Source organism: Sphaerisporangium siamense, from assembly GCF_014205275.1.
Lineage (GTDB): Bacteria > Actinomycetota > Actinomycetes > Streptosporangiales > Streptosporangiaceae > Sphaerisporangium > Sphaerisporangium siamense.
The window spans coordinates 6,647,227-6,667,775 of sequence record NZ_JACHND010000001.1; the positions used below are offsets into that span (position 1 = coordinate 6,647,227).

Annotated in this window: 24 protein-coding genes and 1 pseudogene; 13 read left to right on the top strand and 12 right to left on the bottom strand. The window is 68.1% G+C overall.

The features are described 5' to 3' along the window. Window positions 1-222 precede the first annotated feature (222 nt). Entirely contained in the window at window positions 223-1,305 is a 1,083-nt protein-coding gene (locus BJ982_RS30345; RefSeq protein WP_184885685.1) for a lipocalin-like domain-containing protein, read from the top strand. Window positions 1,306-1,434: 129 nt separating this feature from the next. On the opposite strand, the gene BJ982_RS30350 is transcribed toward BJ982_RS30345, so the two are convergent. The 3 genes from BJ982_RS30350 to BJ982_RS30360 form a co-directional block, all read right to left on the bottom strand. Beyond that, window positions 1,435-2,181 carry a helix-turn-helix transcriptional regulator gene (locus tag BJ982_RS30350; protein ID WP_239123129.1) on the bottom strand — a complete coding sequence of 249 codons (747 nt, stop codon included), beginning with the start codon at window positions 2,179-2,181 and terminating at the stop codon, window positions 1,435-1,437. Between the two features lie 30 nt (window positions 2,182-2,211). Beyond that, window positions 2,212-2,625, bottom strand: coding sequence for a MarR family winged helix-turn-helix transcriptional regulator (locus BJ982_RS30355; protein WP_184885687.1), 414 nt, complete (start codon window positions 2,623-2,625; stop codon window positions 2,212-2,214). Between the two features lie 181 nt (window positions 2,626-2,806). Next, window positions 2,807-3,814 (bottom strand): helix-turn-helix transcriptional regulator, encoded by a 1,008-nt coding sequence (locus BJ982_RS30360; RefSeq protein ID WP_184885690.1) that lies wholly within the window; start codon window positions 3,812-3,814, stop codon window positions 2,807-2,809. Between the two features lie 111 nt (window positions 3,815-3,925). Here BJ982_RS30360 and BJ982_RS30365 point away from each other — a divergent pair, with 111 nt between their 5' ends. From BJ982_RS30365 to BJ982_RS30375, 3 genes are all read left to right on the top strand, one after another. Further along, on the top strand, window positions 3,926-4,348 hold the full coding sequence (locus tag BJ982_RS30365; RefSeq protein ID WP_184885692.1) for a VOC family protein: 423 nt from the start codon (window positions 3,926-3,928) through the stop codon (window positions 4,346-4,348). A 79-nt stretch (window positions 4,349-4,427) separates the two neighbouring features. After that, window positions 4,428-5,456, top strand: coding sequence for an aldo/keto reductase (locus BJ982_RS30370; protein ID WP_184885694.1), 1,029 nt, complete (start codon window positions 4,428-4,430; stop codon window positions 5,454-5,456). A 4-nt stretch (window positions 5,457-5,460) separates the two neighbouring features. After that, on the top strand, window positions 5,461-6,558 hold the full coding sequence (locus tag BJ982_RS30375; protein ID WP_184885695.1) for a winged helix DNA-binding domain-containing protein: 1,098 nt from the start codon (window positions 5,461-5,463) through the stop codon (window positions 6,556-6,558). Between the two features lie 184 nt (window positions 6,559-6,742). Here BJ982_RS30375 and BJ982_RS41020 read toward each other — a convergent pair whose 3' ends face one another. The 3 genes and pseudogenes from BJ982_RS41020 to BJ982_RS30385 all read right to left on the bottom strand — a co-directional run bounded on the left by BJ982_RS41020 (window position 6,743) and on the right by BJ982_RS30385 (window position 9,117). After that, on the bottom strand, window positions 6,743-7,102 hold the full coding sequence (locus BJ982_RS41020) for an aromatic-ring hydroxylase C-terminal domain-containing protein (protein WP_373869664.1): 360 nt from the start codon (window positions 7,100-7,102) through the stop codon (window positions 6,743-6,745). A 14-nt stretch (window positions 7,103-7,116) separates the two neighbouring features. Next, a pseudogene (locus BJ982_RS30380) lies at window positions 7,117-8,115 on the bottom strand (FAD-dependent oxidoreductase); the annotation flags it as partial. A 390-nt stretch (window positions 8,116-8,505) separates the two neighbouring features. Further along, window positions 8,506-9,117 carry a DUF6461 domain-containing protein gene (locus BJ982_RS30385; protein ID WP_184885697.1) on the bottom strand — a complete coding sequence of 204 codons (612 nt, stop codon included), beginning with the start codon at window positions 9,115-9,117 and terminating at the stop codon, window positions 8,506-8,508. A gap of 429 nt (window positions 9,118-9,546) precedes the next feature. On the opposite strand from BJ982_RS30385, the gene BJ982_RS30390 reads away from it, so the two are divergent. From BJ982_RS30390 to BJ982_RS30400, 3 genes are all read left to right on the top strand, one after another. Next, window positions 9,547-10,248 carry a TetR/AcrR family transcriptional regulator gene (locus BJ982_RS30390; RefSeq protein ID WP_184885699.1) on the top strand — a complete coding sequence of 234 codons (702 nt, stop codon included), beginning with the start codon at window positions 9,547-9,549 and terminating at the stop codon, window positions 10,246-10,248. Window positions 10,249-10,451: 203 nt separating this feature from the next. Further along, window positions 10,452-12,062, top strand: a complete 1,611-nt coding sequence (locus BJ982_RS30395) for a class I adenylate-forming enzyme family protein (RefSeq protein ID WP_184885701.1) — start codon at window positions 10,452-10,454, stop codon at window positions 12,060-12,062. After that, window positions 12,059-12,829, top strand: a complete 771-nt coding sequence (locus BJ982_RS30400; RefSeq protein ID WP_184885703.1) for an enoyl-CoA hydratase/isomerase family protein — start codon at window positions 12,059-12,061, stop codon at window positions 12,827-12,829. The genes BJ982_RS30395 and BJ982_RS30400 overlap by 4 nt, the downstream gene beginning before the upstream one ends. Window positions 12,830-13,086: 257 nt before the next feature. Here the strand turns inward: BJ982_RS30400 and BJ982_RS39885 are convergent, their stop codons facing one another. Next, window positions 13,087-13,422 carry a hypothetical protein gene (locus BJ982_RS39885; RefSeq protein ID WP_203959232.1) on the bottom strand — a complete coding sequence of 112 codons (336 nt, stop codon included), beginning with the start codon at window positions 13,420-13,422 and terminating at the stop codon, window positions 13,087-13,089. On the opposite strand from BJ982_RS39885, the gene BJ982_RS41025 reads away from it, so the two are divergent. After that, a complete protein-coding gene (locus BJ982_RS41025; protein ID WP_203959207.1) occupies window positions 13,309-13,551 on the top strand; it encodes a tyrosine-type recombinase/integrase in 243 nt (80 codons plus the stop codon). The two genes, BJ982_RS39885 and BJ982_RS41025, sit on opposite strands and share 114 nt — an antisense overlap. 632 nt (window positions 13,552-14,183) lie before the next feature. On the opposite strand, the gene BJ982_RS30410 is transcribed toward BJ982_RS41025, so the two are convergent. The 4 genes from BJ982_RS30410 to BJ982_RS30425 form a co-directional block, all read right to left on the bottom strand. Next, window positions 14,184-14,900 carry an MOSC domain-containing protein gene (locus tag BJ982_RS30410; RefSeq protein WP_184885705.1) on the bottom strand — a complete coding sequence of 239 codons (717 nt, stop codon included), beginning with the start codon at window positions 14,898-14,900 and terminating at the stop codon, window positions 14,184-14,186. 10 nt (window positions 14,901-14,910) lie between these two features. Beyond that, window positions 14,911-15,774: a hypothetical protein gene (locus tag BJ982_RS30415; RefSeq protein WP_184885707.1), complete on the bottom strand. Its 864-nt coding sequence runs from the start codon at window positions 15,772-15,774 to the stop codon at window positions 14,911-14,913. Between the two features lie 56 nt (window positions 15,775-15,830). Further along, a complete protein-coding gene (locus tag BJ982_RS30420; protein WP_184885709.1) occupies window positions 15,831-16,310 on the bottom strand; it encodes a GNAT family N-acetyltransferase in 480 nt (159 codons plus the stop codon). A gap of 74 nt (window positions 16,311-16,384) precedes the next feature. Further along, on the bottom strand, window positions 16,385-17,704 hold the full coding sequence (locus BJ982_RS30425; protein WP_260413879.1) for a helix-turn-helix domain-containing protein: 1,320 nt from the start codon (window positions 17,702-17,704) through the stop codon (window positions 16,385-16,387). Between the two features lie 360 nt (window positions 17,705-18,064). On the opposite strand from BJ982_RS30425, the gene BJ982_RS30430 reads away from it, so the two are divergent. Genes BJ982_RS30430 through BJ982_RS30440 form a run of 3 tightly spaced genes read left to right on the top strand, consistent with a single transcriptional unit; the run spans window position 18,065 to window position 18,782 of the window. Next, entirely contained in the window at window positions 18,065-18,280 is a 216-nt protein-coding gene (locus BJ982_RS30430) for a hypothetical protein (protein ID WP_184885713.1), read from the top strand. Continuing rightward, a complete protein-coding gene (locus tag BJ982_RS30435) occupies window positions 18,277-18,459 on the top strand; it encodes a hypothetical protein (protein WP_184885715.1) in 183 nt (60 codons plus the stop codon). Before BJ982_RS30430 ends, BJ982_RS30435 begins: the two co-directional genes overlap by 4 nt. Beyond that, on the top strand, window positions 18,456-18,782 hold the full coding sequence (locus BJ982_RS30440) for a hypothetical protein (RefSeq protein ID WP_184885718.1): 327 nt from the start codon (window positions 18,456-18,458) through the stop codon (window positions 18,780-18,782). The genes BJ982_RS30435 and BJ982_RS30440 overlap by 4 nt, the downstream gene beginning before the upstream one ends. Window positions 18,783-19,020: 238 nt before the next feature. On the opposite strand, the gene BJ982_RS30445 is transcribed toward BJ982_RS30440, so the two are convergent. Further along, complete coding sequence (locus BJ982_RS30445) at window positions 19,021-19,248, bottom strand: hypothetical protein (protein ID WP_184885720.1); 228 nt, start codon at window positions 19,246-19,248, stop codon at window positions 19,021-19,023. A 96-nt stretch (window positions 19,249-19,344) separates the two neighbouring features. Here BJ982_RS30445 and BJ982_RS38695 point away from each other — a divergent pair, with 96 nt between their 5' ends. Together BJ982_RS38695 and BJ982_RS41100 are read left to right on the top strand one after the other, a co-directional pair. Next, complete coding sequence (locus tag BJ982_RS38695) at window positions 19,345-19,659, top strand: hypothetical protein (RefSeq protein WP_203959208.1); 315 nt, start codon at window positions 19,345-19,347, stop codon at window positions 19,657-19,659. A gap of 46 nt (window positions 19,660-19,705) precedes the next feature. Beyond that, window positions 19,706-20,536, top strand: coding sequence for a site-specific integrase (locus tag BJ982_RS41100; protein ID WP_239123136.1), 831 nt, complete (start codon window positions 19,706-19,708; stop codon window positions 20,534-20,536). The last annotated feature ends 13 nt before the right edge of the window (window positions 20,537-20,549 follow it).

The following is a 20,549-nucleotide window of genomic DNA, read 5'->3' on the forward strand; positions in this document are numbered from 1 at the left end:
GGTCACCACGTGAGTGAAGTGAGCCCGCACCGTGCCGGGTGCGTGATCCGCGAAGCACTTGACATTGTTTGTATTACCAATCATTATGAAGTTGTTGGTAATACAAACCAACGCCCTGGCCAGGGGTGACTCCGCGGTGGCGGTGATCGTGTGCGGCTTCGCCGGTCGGCGCCGACAGGTGAGCGACGATCCCTTCCGCCCTTGACTCAAGGAGGAATCCTCATGCCCGCAATCCGGACTAAGGGCCGGGCGGCAGCCCTGGTCACCACGGCAGCGGCTCTGGCGTTGTGCACGTTCACCGGCTCTTCGGCCCAGGCGGCCGCCCCGTCCGCGACACCGGCCGCCCGCTCCGCCACGTCAGGGATCCCGGCCTTGGTCGATCCCGCGGCCGACCTGGGACGGCACGCGTCCGGACCCCAGCCGACCTGGTTCGACTCGATCTACTTCACCAGTTCGGTGAAGGCGGAGGGGCAGGAGTTCGGCCTTCAGGTCCACACGCGCGTCCTGCCGAACAGGGACGAGGCCGCGTACCGCTGGACGTTCTCGGTGATCAACAAGACCACCGGGTGGTACAAGGACTACGACGCGATGGTCGAGCCGAAGGACTATCGGTGGAGCCAGGGCAAGCTCGACATCAAGGCGCCAGGGCTGAGCTGGACGGGTGACTCCGTCCGCCAGTCGGTGCAGGTGGAGACACCTTGGGGATCTCTCGATGTCCAGCTGGCGCCCACCGGCCCCGCCATGAACTACGCGTCGACCGGCGTTTTCCACCTGGCCGATGGCGTGCCGAACTACGAATTCGCGCTTCCGAAGATGCGGACGTCCGGAACGCTCATCGTCGACGGCAAGAAGCACAAGGTCAGGGGCACCTCCTGGCTGGATAGGCAATGGGGTGAAATGCCCAGGTCGCTGACCCGGTGGACGTGGATGAACCTCGGCATGCCCAATGGTGACAAGGTCGCCATCTGGGACACGGTCGGCGCCGAATCCAAGAACAGTTGGGCGACGGTCCTCCATCCGGACGGTTCCTACGAGGTGGTCGACGTCGAGCCGCTCGTGCGGGGTGCCTCCCGGCAGTGGACCAGTCCGGCCACCGGCCAGAGGTATCCCACTCGCTGGCGCGTCCGCATTCCCGCCCTGCGTACCGAGCTCGACGTGCAGGTCATCGGAAATCCGGACCAGGAGATCGAGACGCCCGACGGGAGCGGCTACCTGGAGGCCGCGGTGACGTTCACCGGTACGTACAACGGTAAGAATGTCCGCGGCGAGAACTACGTCGAGATGACCGGCGAGTGGAACTCCTGACCACCGGCGAGACCGTCCCCGTCTGACGTGGTCCGGCCTCACCCCGGGATCGAACGCCGATCCCGGGGTGAACCATGACGCGAAGACAGCCTTATGACCAATAACAAACGACGGGCTCGACCGGTCGCACTACTGGGAGGAGTGCTTGTTGGCGAGCGCCGAGCGGGTCGCGTGCAATGCTCCCAGGAGCTGCAGCCGGTCCGCGTCGGCGCTGCCCGGCTCGGCGGTGAAGACCAGCATGACCGGTCCGGGGTTGCCGGGCAGCGGATAGGTGTCCCAGTCCAGGACGATGTCGCCGACCTCGGGGACGCGGAAGGTCTTGGTGCCGCTGACCGACGCGCGTACGTCGTGCCGGGCCCACAGCCGCCGGAACTCGACGCTGCGGATGCTCAGCTCACCGACGATCTCGGTGGCGCGCGGATGGGTAGGGTCGGTGGCGACGGCGGCGCGCATCATGCCGATGTGGTCCAGGGCCTGCCGCTCCCAGTCTGGGCAGCTCCGCTCACCGGTCAGTGTGTCGTCGAACATCAGCAGGAGCATGTTGAGCCGGTGGGGAGGGTAAGCGTCCGGGGCGCCGAGCAGCGCCTCCGCCATCGGGTTCCAGGCGAGCAGGTCGAGGTGCCGACCGAGCACGACCGCCGGGGTGTCCATGACCCGCAGCAGCCGCCGGGTGCTGTCCGGCACTCGTTCCGGACCCCGGTCCACCCGGGCGGGTATCGGCCGGCGGGCGGCGCGGGCCAGGGCGAACAGATGCCGGCGTTCCCCGTCGTCGAGGCCGAGCGCCCCGGCGAGCGCGTCCAGGACATCGTCGGACGGGCGCACCTCCCGACCCTGCTCCATCCGCTGGTAGTAGTCGGTGCTCAGCCCGGCCAGCAAGGACGGCCACAGTCATTTCGTTAGGAGCCGTTAGTCGAGGGAGTGCAGGGCGGCGTGCAGCAACTGGACGAGCTGGCCGCGGTCCTGCTCATCGAGTCTCGTTGTCGCGGGTGCCAGTGCGCGCCGGACCTCGTCGTATACCTGCTCCGTCAGTTCCAGGCCGGCGGGGGTGAGGAACACATCGATGACGCGGCGGTCTTGGGGGTTTTTGCCCCTGCTCACCAGCCCGCGGCGTTCGGCGCGGTCGATGAGGCCGGACAGGGTCGATTTGTCCAGGCCAAGGAACGCGGCGAGCTCGGTCATGCGCGGGCGGCGGTCGCGGAGGATGCCGAGGACTCGCAGCTGGGTGAGTGAGAGGTCACGCTCGGCTCCGATGCGGGTGAGCACGCCCGCCACCTGGAAGGTGCTGCGGACGAGGGCCTCCACGAGGGCGTCGGAATCCATGTGCCCACGTTACTCGCCATGTTTTGCATTACGAACTACTAAGGGAAAGGCCGGCTCGCCCTACGCACCGGGCAACACCGCGCCTGTTGCAACGAACGTGCTTTCCCTCGCCGGACGCCCTTGAGCTACCGGTGTGCGGACACTTGCCGGGCTGTGCGACGGGAAGTCCTGTGGCGGATTCTCACGCGGTCAGGGGAGGGCGCGGGCCGGTCGCGGCGGCGTAGCGCCGGGCGAGGTGCTCGAAGGCGTTCTTGAGCTCGAGCGGGCCGACCACCTCGAAGTCGGCGTCGAACCTGCCGATGGTGGCGGCCAGGCTGGGCCAGGACCACGAGCCCAGGACGAGGCGGCAGCGGTTCGGGCCGAGTTCCTCGACGAGTCCGTCGCGGGTGTACCGGGACACGACGGCGGCGGGCAGGTCGAGGATCACCTCGCCGCGGCAGGGCCAGTCGCCGGAGCCGTCAGATTCGCCGGAGCCTCGGAACCTGCCGGTCACGAAGGCGGCCACGTCGCCTCCGGGCAGCTCACGCGGGGTGAAGCGGGGGCCTGCTGGGGTGCGCGGGGTGATCCGGTCGGCGCGGAAGGTGCGCCAGTCCTCGCGGTCGAGGTCCCAGGCGACGAGGTACCAGCGCCCGCCCCGGCTGACGAGGTGATGCGGCTGCACCCGGCGCGGCGGGGTCCACCCGCCGCCGCTGTCCCCCGTCGGCGGCGAGTAGTCGAAGCGCAGCACCTGGCGGGCGTGCACGGCCGCGCTGAGCGCCATGATCACACCGCTGTCGGTTCGCGGGTCCGTCCGGCTCCCCGGCCGCTCGACGGCGGTGATCTGGAGGGTGTCGATCCGGTGGCGCAGCCGAGCGGGCATGACCTGCCGTACGGTGTTCAGCGCCCGTGCCGCAGCCTCCTCGATGCCGGCTCCGGACATGGTGGCGGTCTGCAGCGCGACGGCCAGGGCGACAGCCTGCTCGTCGTCGAACAACAACGGGGGCAGGTCCGCGCCCGCTTGGAGTCTGTAACCGCCGTCGGGACCCTTGGTCGCCACGATGGGGTAACCGAGCTCGCGCAGGCGGTCGACGTCCCGGCGCACGGTACGCGGACTGGTGTCCAGCCGTTCGGCCAGCAGCGCCCCGGGCCAGTCCCGGCGCGCCTGAAGCAGCGAGAGCAACGCCAGCAGTCGCGCGGAGGTCTTCGGCATGACCCAATACTGCCCTGAGAAGCGGCCACACCCTGACCTCTTCCTCTGCGACTGTCGTTCCGCGCCGGACAACGGCGTCCAGAGACGACGATCAATGGTCAGGAGCCGAATATGGCCGTCAAGTCCGTGACTCATCTGAACTTCCGCGGCGACGCCCGCGCGGCGCTCGAGTTCTACCAGTCCGTTTTCGGTGGGGACCTCGCCGCCGTCACCTACAAGGACGCCGGAAGCGTGCAGGACCCCGCCGAGGCGGACCAGGTGATGTGGGGCCAGGTGCTCGCCGACGACGGCTTCCACGTGATGGCCTACGACGTGCCCTCGCGACTGCCCTGGAACCAGGGCGAGAACTCGTTCTTCCTCTCCCTGCGCGGCGAGACCACGCAGGAGGTCACCGCGTACTGGGACAAGCTCTCCGAGGGCGCCACCATCGTGCAGCCGCTGGGGCCCGCGCAGTGGGCCCCGCTCTACGGCATGCTCAGGGACCGCTTCGGCGTCGTCTGGGTCGTGGACGTCGTGAGCGAGTACAACGGCTGAACATCACACGTGGTGCGGGAGCGCGCCTCCCGCACCACGCCCCCCGAGGCCACCGAAGAGACCGAAGGAGACAGCCAGAATGAGGATGCGCCCCCTGGGGCGGACCGGAATACAGGTCAGCCCCTACTGCCTGGGCACCATGATGTTCGGCCGGGTCGGCAACCCCGACCACGACGAATGCGTCCGCATCATCCACCGGGCCCTCGACGCGGGAATCAACTTCATCGACACCGCCGACGTGTACTCCTACAGCGAGACCGAGGAGATCGTCGGCACGGCGCTGAAGGGACGCCGCGACGACGTCATAGTCGCCACCAAGGTGAACGGCCCGATGGGGAAGGACCCCAACCGTGCCGGCAACTCCCGGCGCTGGATCGTCACCGAGGTCGAGCACTCGCTGCGACGCCTCCAGACCGACCACATCGACCTGTACCAGATCCACCACCCTGACCCGCGGACCGACATCGAGGAGACCCTTGCCGCGCTGACCGACCTGATGCGCGACGGCAAGGTGCGCGCCATAGGCACCTCCAACTTCCCGGCCTCGGACATCGTCGAGGCCCAGTGGGTGGCCGAGCGGCGCGCTCTAGCGCGCTTCCGCACCGAGCAGCCGCCGTACTCCCTGCTCAACCGCGGTATCGAACGCGAGGTGCTGCCCGTCTGCGAACGCTACGGCATGGGCACGCTCGTGTGGAGCCCGCTGGGGATGGGCCTGCTCACCGGTCGATACCGCGAGGATCGCAAGGCCTCCGCGAGCCGGATGGCCTGGGTGCCCAGGCATATGACCGACGAGCGTACGCACGACACCGTCGAACGGCTCGCCCTGCTGGCCGAGGAGGCCGGGATCCCGCTGACCCACATGGCGATGGCGTTCGCGGTCGCCCACCCGGGCGTCACCGCGGCGATCATCGGCCCGCGCACCATGGAGCAGCTCGACGATCTGCTGGCCGGTGCCGGAACCGTCCTCGGCGATGACGTCCTCGACAGGATCGACGAGATCGTGCCTCCGGGCAGTGACGTCGGCCTGCTCGACGTGTCCTACGACCCGCCGGCCGTCACCCGGGCCGGGCTGCGCCGGCGGCCGGGCGACGAGCGCGCCGCGGCGTGATCCGATGACCGTTCTCGACACCCGGGCGCTCAACCGCGCGACGCTCGCCCGGCAGTTGCTGCTCGACCACGCCGGCATGCCGGTCCTCGACGCCGTCGCGCATCTGTGCGGCCTGCAGGCGCAGGAACCGCAGGAACCGTTCGTGGGGCTCTGGTCACGGTTGCATGGGTTCGATCCAGCGGCGCTGTCCGACCTGCTGATCCGGCGGAGTGTGGTGCGTACACACCTGATGCGCCGCACCGTTCATCTTCTCACCGCCGAGGACGTCCTGGCCTGGCGGGCGCGCCACGACACCATGCTGCGGCGGCGCGTGCTCGGGACCTACCGTCGTGATCTCGCCGAGGTGGACCTCGACGAGCTCGCGGAGGCGGGCCGTGCCGTGATGGCCGACGGCGAGCCCCGCTCGATGACCGAGCTGGCGCGGGCGCTGGCCGGGCGCTGGCCGGAGCCAGGATCACGGGCGCTGGGCGAGATGCTGGTCGCCGCCCTCGTCCCGATGGCACAGCTGCCCCCGCGCGGCCTGTGGCGCAGAAAGGCGGGGGTGCGCAACGTTCCGCTCTCCGCCTGGCTGGGCCGCGAGATCGACCCGCCCTCCCCGGACGGCTCAGACCCGGTCGGCCAGGCACTGGTACGGCGCTATCTGGCCGCGTTCGGCCCCGCCGCAACGGCCGACCTGCGCGCCTGGTGCGGCCTGGCCGGGCTGCCGGCCGCGGTCGCCGCGATCCGGGACGAACTGGTCGGCTTCCGCGACGAACGGGGTCGGCACCTGCTGGACCTCCCCGACGCGCCGCGCCCCGACCCCGGCACCCCCGCCCCGGTACGGTTCCTACCGGCCTTCGACAACGCCGTCCTCGGCTACCACGACCGCACCCGCATCATCGACGACGCCCACCGCGGCCTGTCGGTCACCGGCGCCCGCTTCGTGCTGGTCGACGGCCGGGTCGCCGCGACCTGGAACGTCGAGGGCGGCGCCGTGCTGGTCAGCCCGCTGCGCCGCTTCTCGCGAGCCGAGCGTGACAGCGTGGCCGAGCAGGGGCAAGCGCTGGCGTCGTTCCTGTCCGGCGGAGACAGCAAGCGCGTAGAGCTCGCCGCCGTTTCTTGAGATCTAGCCCCCTCGAGGTTTCAGCGTGACCTCCTGACCGTTCGCACCCGCACGCGAGGAGGACCACGACGCGCCTGACCACCGGCCTGCCCGCAGACCCGAGGCGCGTACCTGACTCACCAAGGCCTGCCACCCCTCGGAGCCGGCTCGCCCGCCGCGTGCCGGTCGGCGTCGAGGCGTCCTGTCAGGGTGCCGGGTCGCCGAACCAGTGGGTCGCGGCGCGCCGGAACGCCTCGTGATCGGTGTCGGGGGCGTGCTCGTCGGTCCAGGCGACGATGCCGTCGGGCCGGACCAGCAGGGCGCCGAGTCCGGGGTCGTTGCTCACCGGCCCGGCCGCGTAGCGGATCCGGCCTTTCCAGCCCGTCGCCGCGTCGTGCAGGTGCCGGCCGGCGGTGAGGTCGAGTGCGATGCCGTGTCCTTCTTGCAGGAGGTCACCGAGGCGGGTGCCGTCGGCGAGGCGGAAGTCCGGGGCGGTCCGGCCGACGAGTGGATGGTCGCTGCCCAGGTCGTAGCGGTGGAACAGCCCTGAGGTGCTGCGGTACACGTGGGTGGTGCCGTCGCGGGTGCGGTGGCGGCGAGTTTCCAGCCGAGATTCATGGCGTCGCCGATGCCGAGGTTGAGTCCCTGGCCGCCGAGCGGGGAGTGGATGTGGGCGGCGTCGCCGGCGAGCAGGACGCGGCCGTTCCGGTAGGTCGTGGTCTGCATCGCGCGGTCGGTGAAGCTGGAGGCGAGATGGACCTCGGCGAGTGTCGCGTCGGTGCCGGAGACCCGGCGCAGAACCGTCTGGAGGTGCTCGCGCGTCAGCGGCTGCGAGCGGTCGAAGGCGCCGCCGTCGAAGTCCATCATGCCCAGGTGCCCCTCGAAGGGCGTCCGCAGGTACATGCCGGTCGGCGTCAGGTCGAAGCCCAGGTCCAGCTTCTGCGGATCGGCGAAGGTGACGCGGGCGGCGTAGCCGGTGAACAGCGGTTCGGTGCCGGCGAAGTCGAAGCCCGCCAGTTCGCGCACCGTGCTGCGCCCGCCGTCGCATCCCACGAGCCAGCGCGCCCAGTGGTCGCGCCCACCGGCCCGCGCGACGACGGTGTCGCCGTCCTGGGTCACCGCCTCGACGGGAACGCCCCGCAGGATCCGCACGCCGAGGCGGGCCGCCCGCTCGCCCAGTACCGTCTCGACCGCGTCGAGGCTGGTCATGATGCCCTCCATCGCCGGGCCGGGCAGCCGGAACGAGAGAGCGGCGGCGTCGATGTCGGCCGGGTCGAGCCGCATGCCCGCGAAGTGGCTCACCTCACGAGGAGCCGGCGGTTCGTGCGCGTCGGGGTCCGCGCCGATCCGTTCCCCGTCGGCCCCCGAGGCCTTCAGCAGTTCTTCCAGCATCCCGCGGCGGTAGAACGCCTCGACCGATCCGGCGTTCAGGCCCCGCATCCCCAGCGGGAGCGCCTTCCACGGTGAGCTCGGCTCCCGGTCCCGCTCCAGCAGCAGGACGGAGCAGCCCGCCAACCCCAGCTCACCGGCAAGGAACAGACCCACCGGGCCGCCCCCCACGATCACCACGTCGTACACGTCGACTCCCTCAGATCAAGGCCTTTGAGTCCCAGACGAAGTTATGGAGCGTCGCTCCAACATTGGAACAGTACTCCAGGTTGGAACGACGCTCCATTCGGCGGCAGAGTGTCAGACATGGCGGTACGGACACGTCAATCACCGCGCCGCAGGCAGGGGCTCACCCAGGAGCGCATCGTCGAGACCGCTGTCGAGCCGCTCGACGAGACAGGGAAGGACGCCCTGAAAGGCTACGGTCCGGGCGCTGGTTCGGGCACGTTCATGGCATCCGGCCGCGTCAAAAGCCGAAGGGATCCGCGGTTCCGGGGGCTGCTTCCCAGCCTTGCCACCTAGAAGGATTCGGACGCCCAGGCCTGATGAAAGGTGGGTCTCCGCGTAGGGACCCGCCGATCAGTCCTCCAGGGGTTCCGCGCCAAGGAATCGCAGCTCCAACATCTCCGGAGAGAAGGGAAGAGCGGTGATCATGCCGGCCAAGGCGAACGCGCGCTCCATCGGGAAGTCGATGTGCGAGTCGTCGCTGTCACTGTCGAACTCAGGGTCCAGGCCGGCTTCGCGCATCTCCCTGACGAAGCGGTCCGGATCGTCGCCTGACCGCTCGTCCGGACACATCGGGTCGAAGCAGACGATTTCCTGCCCGTCGATGATGTAGGTGAAAGTATCCTCGGCGTAGTCATGACGGCAGACCGACACGGTTTCGGTAGCCCGCGAGACCCGGGCCATGATCTCAGGGTCGACGGCGATCTTCCATCCTCCAGGTTCGATGACCAGGGTCCAGTCACCGATCTTCACGGCGCCAATGTAACCGGCAGCGTCGTCCCTCATGCTCTCCGCCGAGCGCCTGCCCAGCTCGTCGTACGGCACCTCCTCCATGGTGCTCTCGTCCACACCGAACCGGCGGAGGACTTCCTCCGGGGAGAGATCCCGGACGAAGGACACGCAGTAGATCTCATCCAGTGGTTCGTGTTCGGAGAGCCAGGTGAAGTCTTTGGGGGGCTCTGTCATCGCTACTCCTTTGATCAAGTGAACGTCATGATCGCAGTAGCCCCCGACAAGAAGAGTTCGGTCTCTGGCTGGAGTCTGGGGGCAGGGGGCGCAGGGGCAAATCCTGTCGTCCCGACAGGGACCGAAGGCCGCTTTCGATCAAGTCGGTGTCCTGCAGGCCTGCCGGTCCGGCCTGGTGCGGTGACGACGCACTTCTAGTACGGCGTATAAGTGGGAGATGGTGAGGCGGTACAAGTCAAGGAGATGCCTGGTCATGCCGCTTAGCATTCGTGCCGGGAGCCACACGATGCGCTTGTACGGTTGACAAGAGCCGCCCGCTCGCACCGTTCATCGCGACCGGTGCCCGCTATCATGCTGCGTACGGGCCACCCGCCGCGACATCCGGATCTTCGGCACCGAAGCGCCCCTCGAAGCTCATAGGAGACGGGCGTGACCACCCGCAAGGACAAGCAGCCGCCGCGGCAGGCGCTGAGTCGTGAGCAGGTCATCGACGCGGCTTTGGAGCTCATCGACCGCCACGGCGTCGAGGCGCTGACCATGAGGCGGCTCGCCGAGGTCCTCGAGGTGTACCCCGCGACCATCTACTGGCACGCGGGCAACCGGGCTCAGTTGATCGCCCGGGTGTGCCAGCGCGTGTTCGAAGGCATCGAGCTTCCCGACGCCGACTCGGTCCCGTGGACGGAGTGGATCCTGCAACTCGCGCACAGATCGCGCGAGCGGCTGGGCCGGCATCCCAACCTGGCGGTCGACTTCACGTCCACGATCCAGATCTCGGCCTCAAGCCTCACCATGGCCGACCGCCTCCTGGCGGTTCTCGAAGACGCCGGGTTCACCGGTGAACAACTGGTGATGGTCTACAACACGGTTCTCGGCGGCATATTCGGGTGGATCGCCGCGGAGTTCGCCTCGGAGCCCGTGGCCGGCGACAGTGACTGGGTCTCCGAGTACCAGCACGCACTGCGGGAGGGCGGCGGTGCCGATCTCCCGGCGATCCACAGGAACTTCTTCCTCGTCGCCAACCGCGCGTTCATGCTCAGGTGGTCTTCCGGGCGATCGACTCCGATGGAGTCCAGCTTCGACTTCGCGATGCGCACGATGATCGCCGGCCTGGAGCGCATGCGCGACGCCTGACGTTCTGAACCGGCTGAACAGCGGCCTCGCCGCCGATGACTCCGGCGGGCCGTCGTCACCTCCCAACGCCTTCCCTACCAGGCAAAACCATCCTGTCCTGACGCTCTAGTACGTTGTACTATTCATCGCAGCCGTGACCGGTTTCCTGTCCCGGGTCGTCCCAACGAACCGTGCCCCGCGAGATCGAATCACTGAGAGGTCGCGTGAGTAAGACCAGCGAAGCGATCGAGCCGGATCCTGCCGCGGCGGCGGCACCACAGAGCCTGGGCAGGCTACTCCGCCGGGCGGCCGCCCAGTTCGGCAACAAGATCTTCGTCGAGGACGGCGCGGGGCGCGCCATCAGCTTCACCGAAGCCGCCCACCGGGTTCAGGTCGGCGTCGCGAGCCTGCGCGAGGCCGGTCTCGTAGCCGGTGACAGGGTGGGGATCTGCCTGCCGAACGACATCTCGTGGCCGTTGGTCTGGTTGTCCGTCGTGTCCGGCGGCTACGTCGCCGTCCCGATAAACCGCTCCTACCAGGCGGCGGACATCGGCCACATCCTGGACGACGCACAGATCAGCGCCGTCGTGACATCGAGCGATTCGGCGCACAAGTTCACCGATCTCCAGCCGCGCGACGACCAGGTGCGACTGCTCATGGCCGACGAGCTGTTCGAGCCCGCGGCACCGGGCGGCGATACCGAACCGCGCGACCTCGGAGAGCTCGACACGGTCTCTGAGGATTCCGCGCTGGCGAACCTTCAGTTCACCTCCGGCACCTCTGGCCTGCCGAAGGCGTGCATGCTCACGCACTCCTACTGGCTGAAGCTGGGCGTGGCCATGGGACGGTGCTTCGAACTGACCCACAAGGATCGCGTCCTCACGGCCCAGCCGTTCTCCTACATCGATGGTCAGTGGGAAGCGGCGATGTGCCTGGAGTACGGGGCCACGCTCATCGTGCTGCCACGCTTCTCCGCCAGCACCTTCTGGGCCGACGTCCGGCGGTATCGCGCGACGGTTCTCTACGTCCTGGGCAGCATGCCGCAACTGCTGTTCCAGCAACCGGCGACGGAAACCGACCGGGCCAACGACGTGCGGCTCGTTCTGTGCTCGGCGATCCCCGTCGCGCTCCACCACAAGCTCGAATCACGCTGGGACGCGCCATGGCGTGAGGTCTACGGCCTCACCGAGTCCGGCCTGAACATCACCGCGCCGATCGACGACGAGCGGAGCGTCGGCCAAGGCTATATCGGCCTTCCGGCGCCGAACTGTGAGGCGCGGATCGTCGACCCCTCGGGGCGGGACGCCGCCCCGGGTGAACCCGGCGAGCTACTGGTCCGCGGGCCGACACTGATGACGGGGTATTGGCGGCGGCCCGAGGCGACCGCCGCGGCGCTGAAAGACGGCTGGTTTCACACCGGAGACCTCTGCGTCCGCGAGGAGAACGGATGGTTCCGCCTGGTCGGCCGGCTCAAGGACATGGTGCGCAGGGGAGGGGAGAACATCGCCGCCGCCGAGGTGGAAGCGGTGATCTGCGAGCTGCCCTTCGTCCGTGCCTGCGCGGTCGTGGGTGTGGCCGACGAGTTGTTCGGCGAAGAGGTCATGGCGTGTATCGAGGTCGGAGACGCCGAGGCGCTACCGAGCCTGGCGCGCGAAGTCGAGCAGCATACGCGTCAGCAACTCGCCATCTTCAAGGTGCCGCGCTACGTCGAATTCTGGCGGTCATTACCTCGAACCCCCTCCGAACGCATCGCCAAGACGAAGATCGCGGACTATGACCACGGCGAACGGCTCCTGGCCGTGGATTTCGGCCAGCAAGGAAAGAAGGCGCGATGAGCGTCAACGGCGACGACGAGCGGGGCCGAGTCGTCTCCGATGTGGACGACGGCGTGCTCGTACTCCGGCTCGAAAGCCCCCGGACGCTCAACGCCCTGTCGAGCGGCATGCTCACGGACCTGGCCCGGGCGATCCGGGACGCGTCGGACACCCCTGAGATCCGGGGCCTGGTCGTCACCGGTACCGGCGACCGGGCCTTCTCCTCGGGGGACGATCTCCGGGAAACACGCGCCTTTGTCGAGCGACACGGTATCGAAGCACTCTCCGCGTTGTTCGACTCGGTGACCGAGGCCGTGCTCGCCAGCAGCATTCCCTGCGTCGCCGCGATCAACGGTCTCGCCGTGGGCGGCGCGGCCGAGCTCACGCTGTGCTTCGACCGCCGGATCGGCTCGACCCAGGCGGCTTACCGGTTCCCGGAGAGCGCGATGGGATTCACGATCTCCAACGCGTCCTCCGTGCTGCTCCCGGCTCTGGTCGGCCGCTCCGAGGCGCTGGACCTGGTGCTTAGCGGGAGGGACGTCGACGCCCAGGACTGCTCGCGTATCGGGTTGCTCGACGAGGTCGTCGCGGCGAACGCCCTCCTGCTGCGGTGCCGGCAGCTGATCCACACCTGGACACCCGACGGCAACACGGCGCACCTCCACCTGCCCTTGCTTCGGCCGGCCTTGAGCACGGTCCAACCGGCGTTCCGCGCCGAACGCGACGCCGCGCAGCGAGCCTGGCAATCGGGGTCGATGGAATCTCAGATGCGGAGATTCGAAAGGTGACTCCGTACACGTAACGGAGCCATGCACTCCCGGCTGATTCCTACGAGGTTCGACCGGCGCGGCCACCTCGGCTCTCCAGTGGAGCGGACCTTTCTTACTTTCGCCGGGTTGAGTCTGAGAATCTGGATCGCACGACAAAAGGTTTGACTGGATATATCCCGTACAGAGACATCGGTTCGTGTGACTTCACGCTCCGGCACGAGCGAGCACCCACCCTCCGGCGACCTTGACTCGGGCAGGGTTCGCTCGGGGGCTCATCAGCACAGGTCCTCGATCGCCGCTGCGGTGGCCGTCATGTGCGCGACGCTGGCAGTCTGTACGTCGGCGACGACGGACCGACGACCTTCTACAGCCGATCGGTCATCGACCTTCACTGTCCTGCCTCCCTCTGAAGGCCCCTGGCCGCCCACCCGATTCTCCGTCGTGCTCTGCCCGAAGAAGCGGACCGACGGTAGGACGCGACCCATTGGGATGAGGTGGTGACCAAGCCGGGGTTCGAGCATCTTCGGCGCCACGATCTCCGGCACACGGGCCTGACCTGGATGGCGGATGCCGGCGTGCCGGTGCATGTGCTCAGGAAGCTCGCCGGTCATGGATCGCTGAGTACGACGCAGCGCTACCTTCACCCGGATGCGCGCTCGATCTCCGATGCGGGAGAGGCGTTGAGCGCTCATCTCTCGGTGCGCGGGTCCCCAAGTGGTCCCCGGCTGCGGGCGGTCTAGAGACGCCCGACGATCTAGCCGACATTAAGAAAGGTCTGTTGACCTGAGGTTTCCGTCGGATCGACAGACCTTCTCGTCTGTCGGGACGACAGGATTTGACCTGCGCCCCCTTGACCCCCAGGCGGGTTTACCGGATTTCCCGAGCTGCTCAAACGGGAGAATTGGCAGCTCAGCGCAGGTGTAGGGTGCGCTCTCGTGCGCTCCGACACCCTACGGCGCTCCCTCGCCTGCTCCCATTTCGCTCCCAGAATCGGACAGGTCCACCAAGGTCAACAAGGAGCAGCACTTGACCGAAGTTCATCCTCTGTTCACACTTGTCCGTTTAGGGCCTGCTGCCTAGTAACTGCTGGGCCGCAATATGCGAGCGCGGCGGGCCGGAACCGAGGGTTACTCCCGGTGTGGGCCGGACCGCCGCGCTCCTCAGTCTGGCGCAAGCCCATCTGTCCCCGCACTCTTCGTGAGCCCTCGGAAATTCGGTACTCCTGAGGAACTGGCGATGAAGGCCAGCCACCAGGAAACCTCCTCTGACCGGCCCTTCCCGTCGCCGCCACGGCACAGGCTGCCAGTCTCGCCATGGCCGCGCGCCAGGGTCACCACGGATAGACGCCAACCGCCGCTCCAAGGTGGCACCCCTACAACGACGGGCCGCCCCACACCTCAGCCGCCAGAGGGTACGGAACAGGCCCTGAACCGCCCTCTGCCGCCAGGTGAGCCAGCGCCCCGGGCGCCCACGACGGCTCACTCATCTGAGCCGTCAGAACCCGATGCACCGGCCGCCCGGCCTCGCGCGCAGCCGCCAACCACCGCGGCAACGCCCGAAGATACGACCGGCTCGCCCCGATCGCGACCAGGAATGCCAACGACGTCACCGCCCGCCCCGGTGGAATCCGCTCCACAGCCCAGGCCGCCCGCCCCCGAAAATCGGCCGGCGCTCGCTCGAACACCCCGGCCTCGACTTCGACCGGGTCGCCCTCTGCGACCCGCCCCGGGGAGACAACGATCCCCAGGTACCGCTGGATCTGCCGGAACGCGCGCATCGGCACCCCGGCGAGCTGCGCCCCATGCGCGCACGGCTCACATGCGAAGGTGATCCGGATCCGCGCCCCTCCGATGGCCAGCACATCGCCCGACTCGACCTGACCGGCCGCACCGTCCACGATGAGCTGCGACCGCGCCCCCGCCGGCTTCACCCCGTGAGCACGCAGGCTCTCCGCCAGCGCCAGATTCACCTGCCGGGGCTCGGAGCCGCCCAGGACGGCATCCATGTGCGACACCTGCACCATCGGCGCCCCACGCGAGACCTTGTCGTACACGCCGCTCACGCTCGCGATCCCACCGGCTTTCGACATGCGCGGCAGCTTAGCCAGCGAGCACACCCTCCGGCACGGTGAGCGTCGAACGAGCCGCTGACACCTCGTCAGGCTCGCGGCCCAGAATCATGCGGGTACGGCGCAGGGTGCTGGCCCACCGATGCTCCCAACGCTCATCGGACATCTGCAGTGGCACATCCGCCAGATGCGCCACCTCCCGATCAGGGGTGAGCCGATGGAAGATCCACTCCGGTTTCGGCTTCACCCGCACCGCGAGCTCGAAGTACGGCCCGCGACGGGTGGCCGGGAGAAAGTCCAGCGGAGCGAACGCCATCACCCACGCCTGCACTCCGCCACCGATCGGGAACCGCAGATGCAGCCGCAGATGCCCTGCAGTCACCTCGTCGACCTCCAGCCACCACGGGCCGACCGCGACCAGGCCGCGGATCGCGTCGACCGCGGCGGCACCCGTCCGGACATCCGGGAGGAGCACGCTGACGATCTGGCAGGACCGATCCGCTATCGCGTCCTGCACTGCGTTGGAGACCTTCGCCCAGCCGCCCGAGCAGCCCTCAGATGGCGAGGCGTCGGCCACGATGTAGTCCCACCGCACCGAATCCGCGTCCCGCGCGACCAGGCGCGCGAACTGGCATCCCGTCTGCCCGCGCACATGCCAATCCCGCTGCGCCTCCGCCGCCGCTCGCCCCCGCGGCATGTTCCCCCTCCGCGCCGACGCCTCGACCACGGCGTGATAGTCCGCCGGCGTGGGGAAGCGGCGGACGCCGAACACTTGCGCACCTTTGAGACCAGCGAGCTGGGGAATCGTTTCGCTTCCGCCCCATCGAACAACCTCTACGCCGGACACCATGACGCCTCCCTTGACCAGGGGATCCAGCGTCAGGGTGAGCGGCAAACAGCATGATTCCAAGGGACGCGATTTTGCCACAACGTCTTGGCCAAATCAGAAAGTCACGCCCCCGCCGAGGCGCCCTCAACGTGAAGCGGCAGCACCATGACGTCGGCCACTTCGGCATCCGGAGCAGGCTGCACAGTCCCGACCACCTCCCAGCCGAGATGCTCGTACATGGCGTGGGCCGGGGCCGCCGGCAGGGACAGCAGCATCGCCCACTGCTCCGGACGGGCGGCGAGCAGCTCCTCCAGCAGCTTCCTGCCGTACCCCTTGCCCCGGTACTCCTTGCGCAGGTTGAGCTCGATCACGGCGAACTTGTCGACGTCGACCAGCTCGGCGACCGGAGTGGTGTTGCCGCCCCACCATCGGCCGGCAGGCATGCGGAACCCGAACGCGAAACCCGCCAAGGCCCCCGCCCTGTCCCTGGCCGACACCAGAGCGAAACCCTCACTCGCCACCTGCTTGCTCGTGCGATCGGTGTACCGCTGCCGCTGGTAGAGAGGCCCGGCGTTGTATGGCGGTTCAGTCCGGATGTCCATATAGACATCCACGTACTCCGGTCCAGCCGCTTCCACGGCCTGGTCGCCGACAAGGTGCGTGAACGTGATGTCCATCAGGTGACCTCCCTACTCGGTTGCGTCACAAGCTCCCGGTATTCGACCACAGAAGGACGGTTTCGCTCCGCGGCGGGTACAACGTCACCGACCGCGAGCGCGTTATGCCGAACGAAGGTATTGATGGCCTCCTGCGGCATGTTGGTGAACACTCGCGCGGCATGTCCGAGTCCCGAGTCCACGTGCCGCCGCTTCACCTCTGTGTATGCTCGATGCAACTCCACCTGTTCACGCTGCCGACTCCACCCAGGCGGATACGCATCGGCCGCTTCCTGCTGAACGGAATCGACGTCGGGGTGCTCGGTAATGGTGTGGACGAGCGACCGGGAATACAGGACCCGCGTGTCTGGCCATCCCTCGATCGACCGCCGATCGGAGGTGACCTCCGAGGGGAGCTGGTCGAAGACCCGCGCCTGCTCGTCCAGGTCCGCCCGTGCCTGGGCGATGTCCCCGCCGAGCGCATAAGCGTGGGCGCGGGCCCCCAGAGCGGCAGAGGTCGCACGGCAGGGCTTGCCGTCCGTGAGTGCCAGCGCCTTGCTGGCACGAGAAATCACCAACGGCAACGGCCGCCGCTGGTGCAACGCCTGCACCGCCTCGTGGCAGCACACCGACGCCATCAACCCAGCGTCGTCGGTCTGCGCCGCCACCCGTTGCGCCGATCGCCACCAGTGATGAGACTCCCTGCCCTGGCCTGCTGAGCCCAACGCGTAGGCCAGCATCATGCTCATCCGAGCGTTGACCCGCAGCCACCGAGGAATCTCCGCAGCCCTCGCACCGGCCATCGCCTGCTGCAACGCCAGCAGGTCGACCGACAGATCCCGCACCACACCCGGAATGTCGAATGGCACCAGGTTGGAGTATTCCCAGACGGTTTCTTCCCAGTCAGCCACCCCAGAATGGCCGACGCTGTCATCCAGCATCGACCGCAACCGCTCCAGGCCGTCCATCGGTGGGAGGGCGGATGCGGCGCCAGCGACGATTCCGCTCAAGAGCCTACGACGCAACTGGTCCATGCCCTCAGCATCCCACTGCCTTTCAGTGGCGGTGGGTAGAGGCGAGCGGGGAGTGGCCACGACAAACGCGTGCAGGGCCACAAGAAAGCCGTCGGCCTCCATCCCCCCATCAAGGCGCCGCACCGCGTCAGCCGACGGGCGGCGAGTGCCCTTCTCCCACTTGGCGAGCAGCGACAAGTCGACTGGGAGCAGCGACGCCACAGCCTCAAGGCTCTCACCCCGCTGCTCACGACACCACCTCAGCGCGGCGCCAAGTAAATGCCACGGCGACAGGGACGGGTCCACGGCATCAGCGTGACGAGACATCGGCTCCCCAGGTTTTGGACACCCTCGGCCACTTCGTCTTGGCCAAATCGTTGACCTTGGAATTGGCGTTGACCGCACTCCAGCATTGCATACGCCGGTCTTTCGCGTCCCACAGCTTGGAAAGAGGTCAATGAGCTACTCAGAGTCGAAACGCCCGTTATGCGGAGGCGACGAGAAGACGACAGCTCCACAGAACCGGACTCCAAGGGCGACGACCGCACAGTCACGAGCGAGCGCGAGGACTGCGGGCCCCCGTTGACCTGACGATCTAAGACTCGCGCCGCGGAAATTGGACGGGCCCATCTCGGCAGGTTTCTCCCCATGCCAAGACAGGCCCTTGATCGCATGGAGGTGCGATCCATGACACACCCTACGACCGCCCCCGAGAAAGTCCCGCCCGCATGGCGTGTGTTCCGGAGCGACGCCGGGCGCCTGTGGGCGACACGTGTACCACCGTTCCCGTCCTCGAAGTGGAAGTTCGGCGTGGAGCCCATGGTCGACGCCGACGACTTGGTCAGCCTGGCCCGAGTGATGGCCGAGCAGGAGTCCCGTGCGGCCCTGGCCGGTGAGCAGTGAACGCCGCGGCCGAGCACGGTCTCGCCGAGTTCGAGAATGTGCGGCAGGACGAGGACGGCATGCTGCGCGCCACCCACATCCGCAGCAGGCGAGAGGCGTGCGGAGAGAACTGGGAGGCGATCCGTCTCGACGCCCTGGTCATCCGGATCAGCGAGACTCTGAAGCGGGCGTGGTCGTGAGCCACATCGAGGGCATGCTCGGCGCCTCTCAGGGACACGCGGGCCACGGCCCGCACGTGGAGGAACTGGCGGGCGAACCGGAGCAGCGCATCACCTGGTACAAGGCGGGCCCGCATGTCGACCGGCCGCGGGAGCAACGCTGGACGTGCCAGTGCCGGCTGACCGTGTACGTCCTCGTCGTTGGGGCCGGCCGAGCATGGATCCGCCGGGTGAGAAAGCGGAACGTGGCGGATCAACGGCCGGAGGTCGTCGAGAGCGAGCATCTGCCGCACCGGGACGCCGCGGCACTGTGGGAGCGGCTGCTGCTGGGCCGGGCCCGGTAGAGACTCCCGCCCGGTCTCGCCGTGGGGGTCCGGCCGGGCGGGTCTAACGTGCGGCGGTACGCCAAGGTCCCGGTGTGGGAGCCATGACCCGCGTACCGCCGCACCTTAATACTCCCGCCTGCTGAACCTGGGGAGAATCACCTGGGCGGGAATGGCGCGGCGGCATACACCTCTCCCTCGCCGGGTGTCGGGGTACGCCGCCGTGCCTGCTATTCCGAAACCACCACTGCGAGGTGGATCACTTGCCGCCTCGGCTAGCTCTCTTGGCGGCCTTGGCTTGACGCATCTTCAAGGTCGCGCGCTGGTAGTACGCCTTCTTCGCGTTCTCGGCCGCCTTGCGCCGGTTAGCCGGCGTCAGCGGGTCCGGCTGGAGACGGCTTACGGGCACATCCTGCTTTCGGACCGGGCCACCGTGGATGATGGGCTGGTGATCCTCGACCGTGCCGCATGCGAGGCCGCGCAGCACGGGCTCGCACACCAACTGCGCAGCATCGAGGGCATCCAGCGGACCATCCAGGGGGAGATCCGCCTCCCCCTACCACGGCGACCAGGGAGCAACCGAGTGAGCGTTAAGCAGAAAGTCATCACCGACGAGCAGTGGCGGCACGCCCGCACCATCTGGGACTACCACCAGATGCACCACGACCTGCGCCGATGTGATGTGGCCATCGGCCTGGGCAGCCACGACCTCGGGGTCGCGCATGCGACGGTCGAGCTGTACCACGCCGGGTGGTTCCCGCTGCTCGTCTTCTCCGGCGCCACGAGCCCCACCACCGCGGCTCAAGACCCTGGACCCCTACCTTGCCGGCTGGCGTCGGCGGGTGGTGCCCACACTTGGCCACCTGCCCATACGGCTGATCTCCAACGGGGTGGTTGACCGCGCCGTCCATGGCTGGATCGCCGATGAATGTGGCCAGTCAACCGTGAAGAACAGCTTGGCTGTGCTCGTGCGCGTCATGGAACAGGCCGTCCGCGACGGCATCATCGATCGCAACCCCGCCCGGGTGACCGGCTGGCGCAGGGAGTACCAACGGGCGGAAGACGAGTTGGACGATCCTCGCGCGCTGGCTCTTCCCGACTGGGAGACGCTGACCCGGCTCGCCGCGGCGTTGGTGGAGCGCTCGGTCGGCGCCTATCAGGGGTGGGGTGAGGTGGTCATCTTCGCTGCGTGCACCGCTGCTCGGATCGGTGAGGTGTCAGGCGTACGGGCCGGTGACATCGATTGCGTCTCGTGGACCTGGACGGTTCGCCGTCAAACCACGCCCAGTCCCGGCGGCCTGGTGGACAAGGGCACGAAGGGGAAGCGGGCTCGCAAGGTGCCACTGATCGCGGAAGTTCGAGACCTGGTCGCTCGCCGGCTCGATGCGCTCGGCTCGGATCCGGCGGCCAGGCTGTTCACCGGGCCGCGTGGGGGGGCGGATCACCACCGCGGTTCTCCGGGACGCGACCCATTGGGACGAAGTGGTGACCAAGCTGGGTTTCGAGCACCTTCGGCGCCACGCCCTTCGGCACACGGGACTGACCTGGATGGCGGATGCCGGCGTGCCGGTGCATGTGCTCCGGAAGATCGCCGGGCATGGCTCGCTGAGCACGACGCAGCGCTACCTTCACCCGGACGTGCGCTCGATCTCGGACGCGGGGGAGGCGTTGAGCGCTCATCTCTCGGTGCGCCGGTCCCCAAGTGGTCCCCGGCTGCGGGCGGTCTAGAGACGCCCGATGATCTAGCCGACATGAAGAAAGGTCTGTTGACCTGAGGTTTCCCTCAGC

Excerpts from the sequence above, each read along its gene's own strand:
- BJ982_RS30345 (WP_184885685.1), top strand. The coding sequence starts at position 223 with ATGCCCGCAATCCGGACTAAGGGCCGGGCGGCAGCCCTGGTCACCACG.
- BJ982_RS30355 (WP_184885687.1), bottom strand. The coding sequence starts at position 2,625 with ATGGATTCCGACGCCCTCGTGGAGGCCCTCGTCCGCAGCACCTTCCAG.
- BJ982_RS30360 (WP_184885690.1), bottom strand. The coding sequence starts at position 3,814 with ATGCCGAAGACCTCCGCGCGACTGCTGGCGTTGCTCTCGCTGCTTCAG.
- BJ982_RS30365 (WP_184885692.1), top strand. The coding sequence starts at position 3,926 with ATGGCCGTCAAGTCCGTGACTCATCTGAACTTCCGCGGCGACGCCCGC.
- BJ982_RS30370 (WP_184885694.1), top strand. The coding sequence starts at position 4,428 with ATGAGGATGCGCCCCCTGGGGCGGACCGGAATACAGGTCAGCCCCTAC.
- BJ982_RS30375 (WP_184885695.1), top strand. The coding sequence starts at position 5,461 with ATGACCGTTCTCGACACCCGGGCGCTCAACCGCGCGACGCTCGCCCGG.
- BJ982_RS30385 (WP_184885697.1), bottom strand. The coding sequence starts at position 9,117 with ATGACAGAGCCCCCCAAAGACTTCACCTGGCTCTCCGAACACGAACCA.
- BJ982_RS30400 (WP_184885703.1), top strand. The coding sequence starts at position 12,059 with ATGAGCGTCAACGGCGACGACGAGCGGGGCCGAGTCGTCTCCGATGTG.
- BJ982_RS39885 (WP_203959232.1), bottom strand. The coding sequence starts at position 13,422 with ATGACCGGCGAGCTTCCTGAGCACATGCACCGGCACGCCGGCATCCGC.
- BJ982_RS30410 (WP_184885705.1), bottom strand. The coding sequence starts at position 14,900 with ATGTCGAAAGCCGGTGGGATCGCGAGCGTGAGCGGCGTGTACGACAAG.
- BJ982_RS30420 (WP_184885709.1), bottom strand. The coding sequence starts at position 16,310 with ATGGACATCCGGACTGAACCGCCATACAACGCCGGGCCTCTCTACCAG.
- BJ982_RS30425 (WP_260413879.1), bottom strand. The coding sequence starts at position 17,704 with ATGTCTCGTCACGCTGATGCCGTGGACCCGTCCCTGTCGCCGTGGCAT.
- BJ982_RS30430 (WP_184885713.1), top strand. The coding sequence starts at position 18,065 with ATGACACACCCTACGACCGCCCCCGAGAAAGTCCCGCCCGCATGGCGT.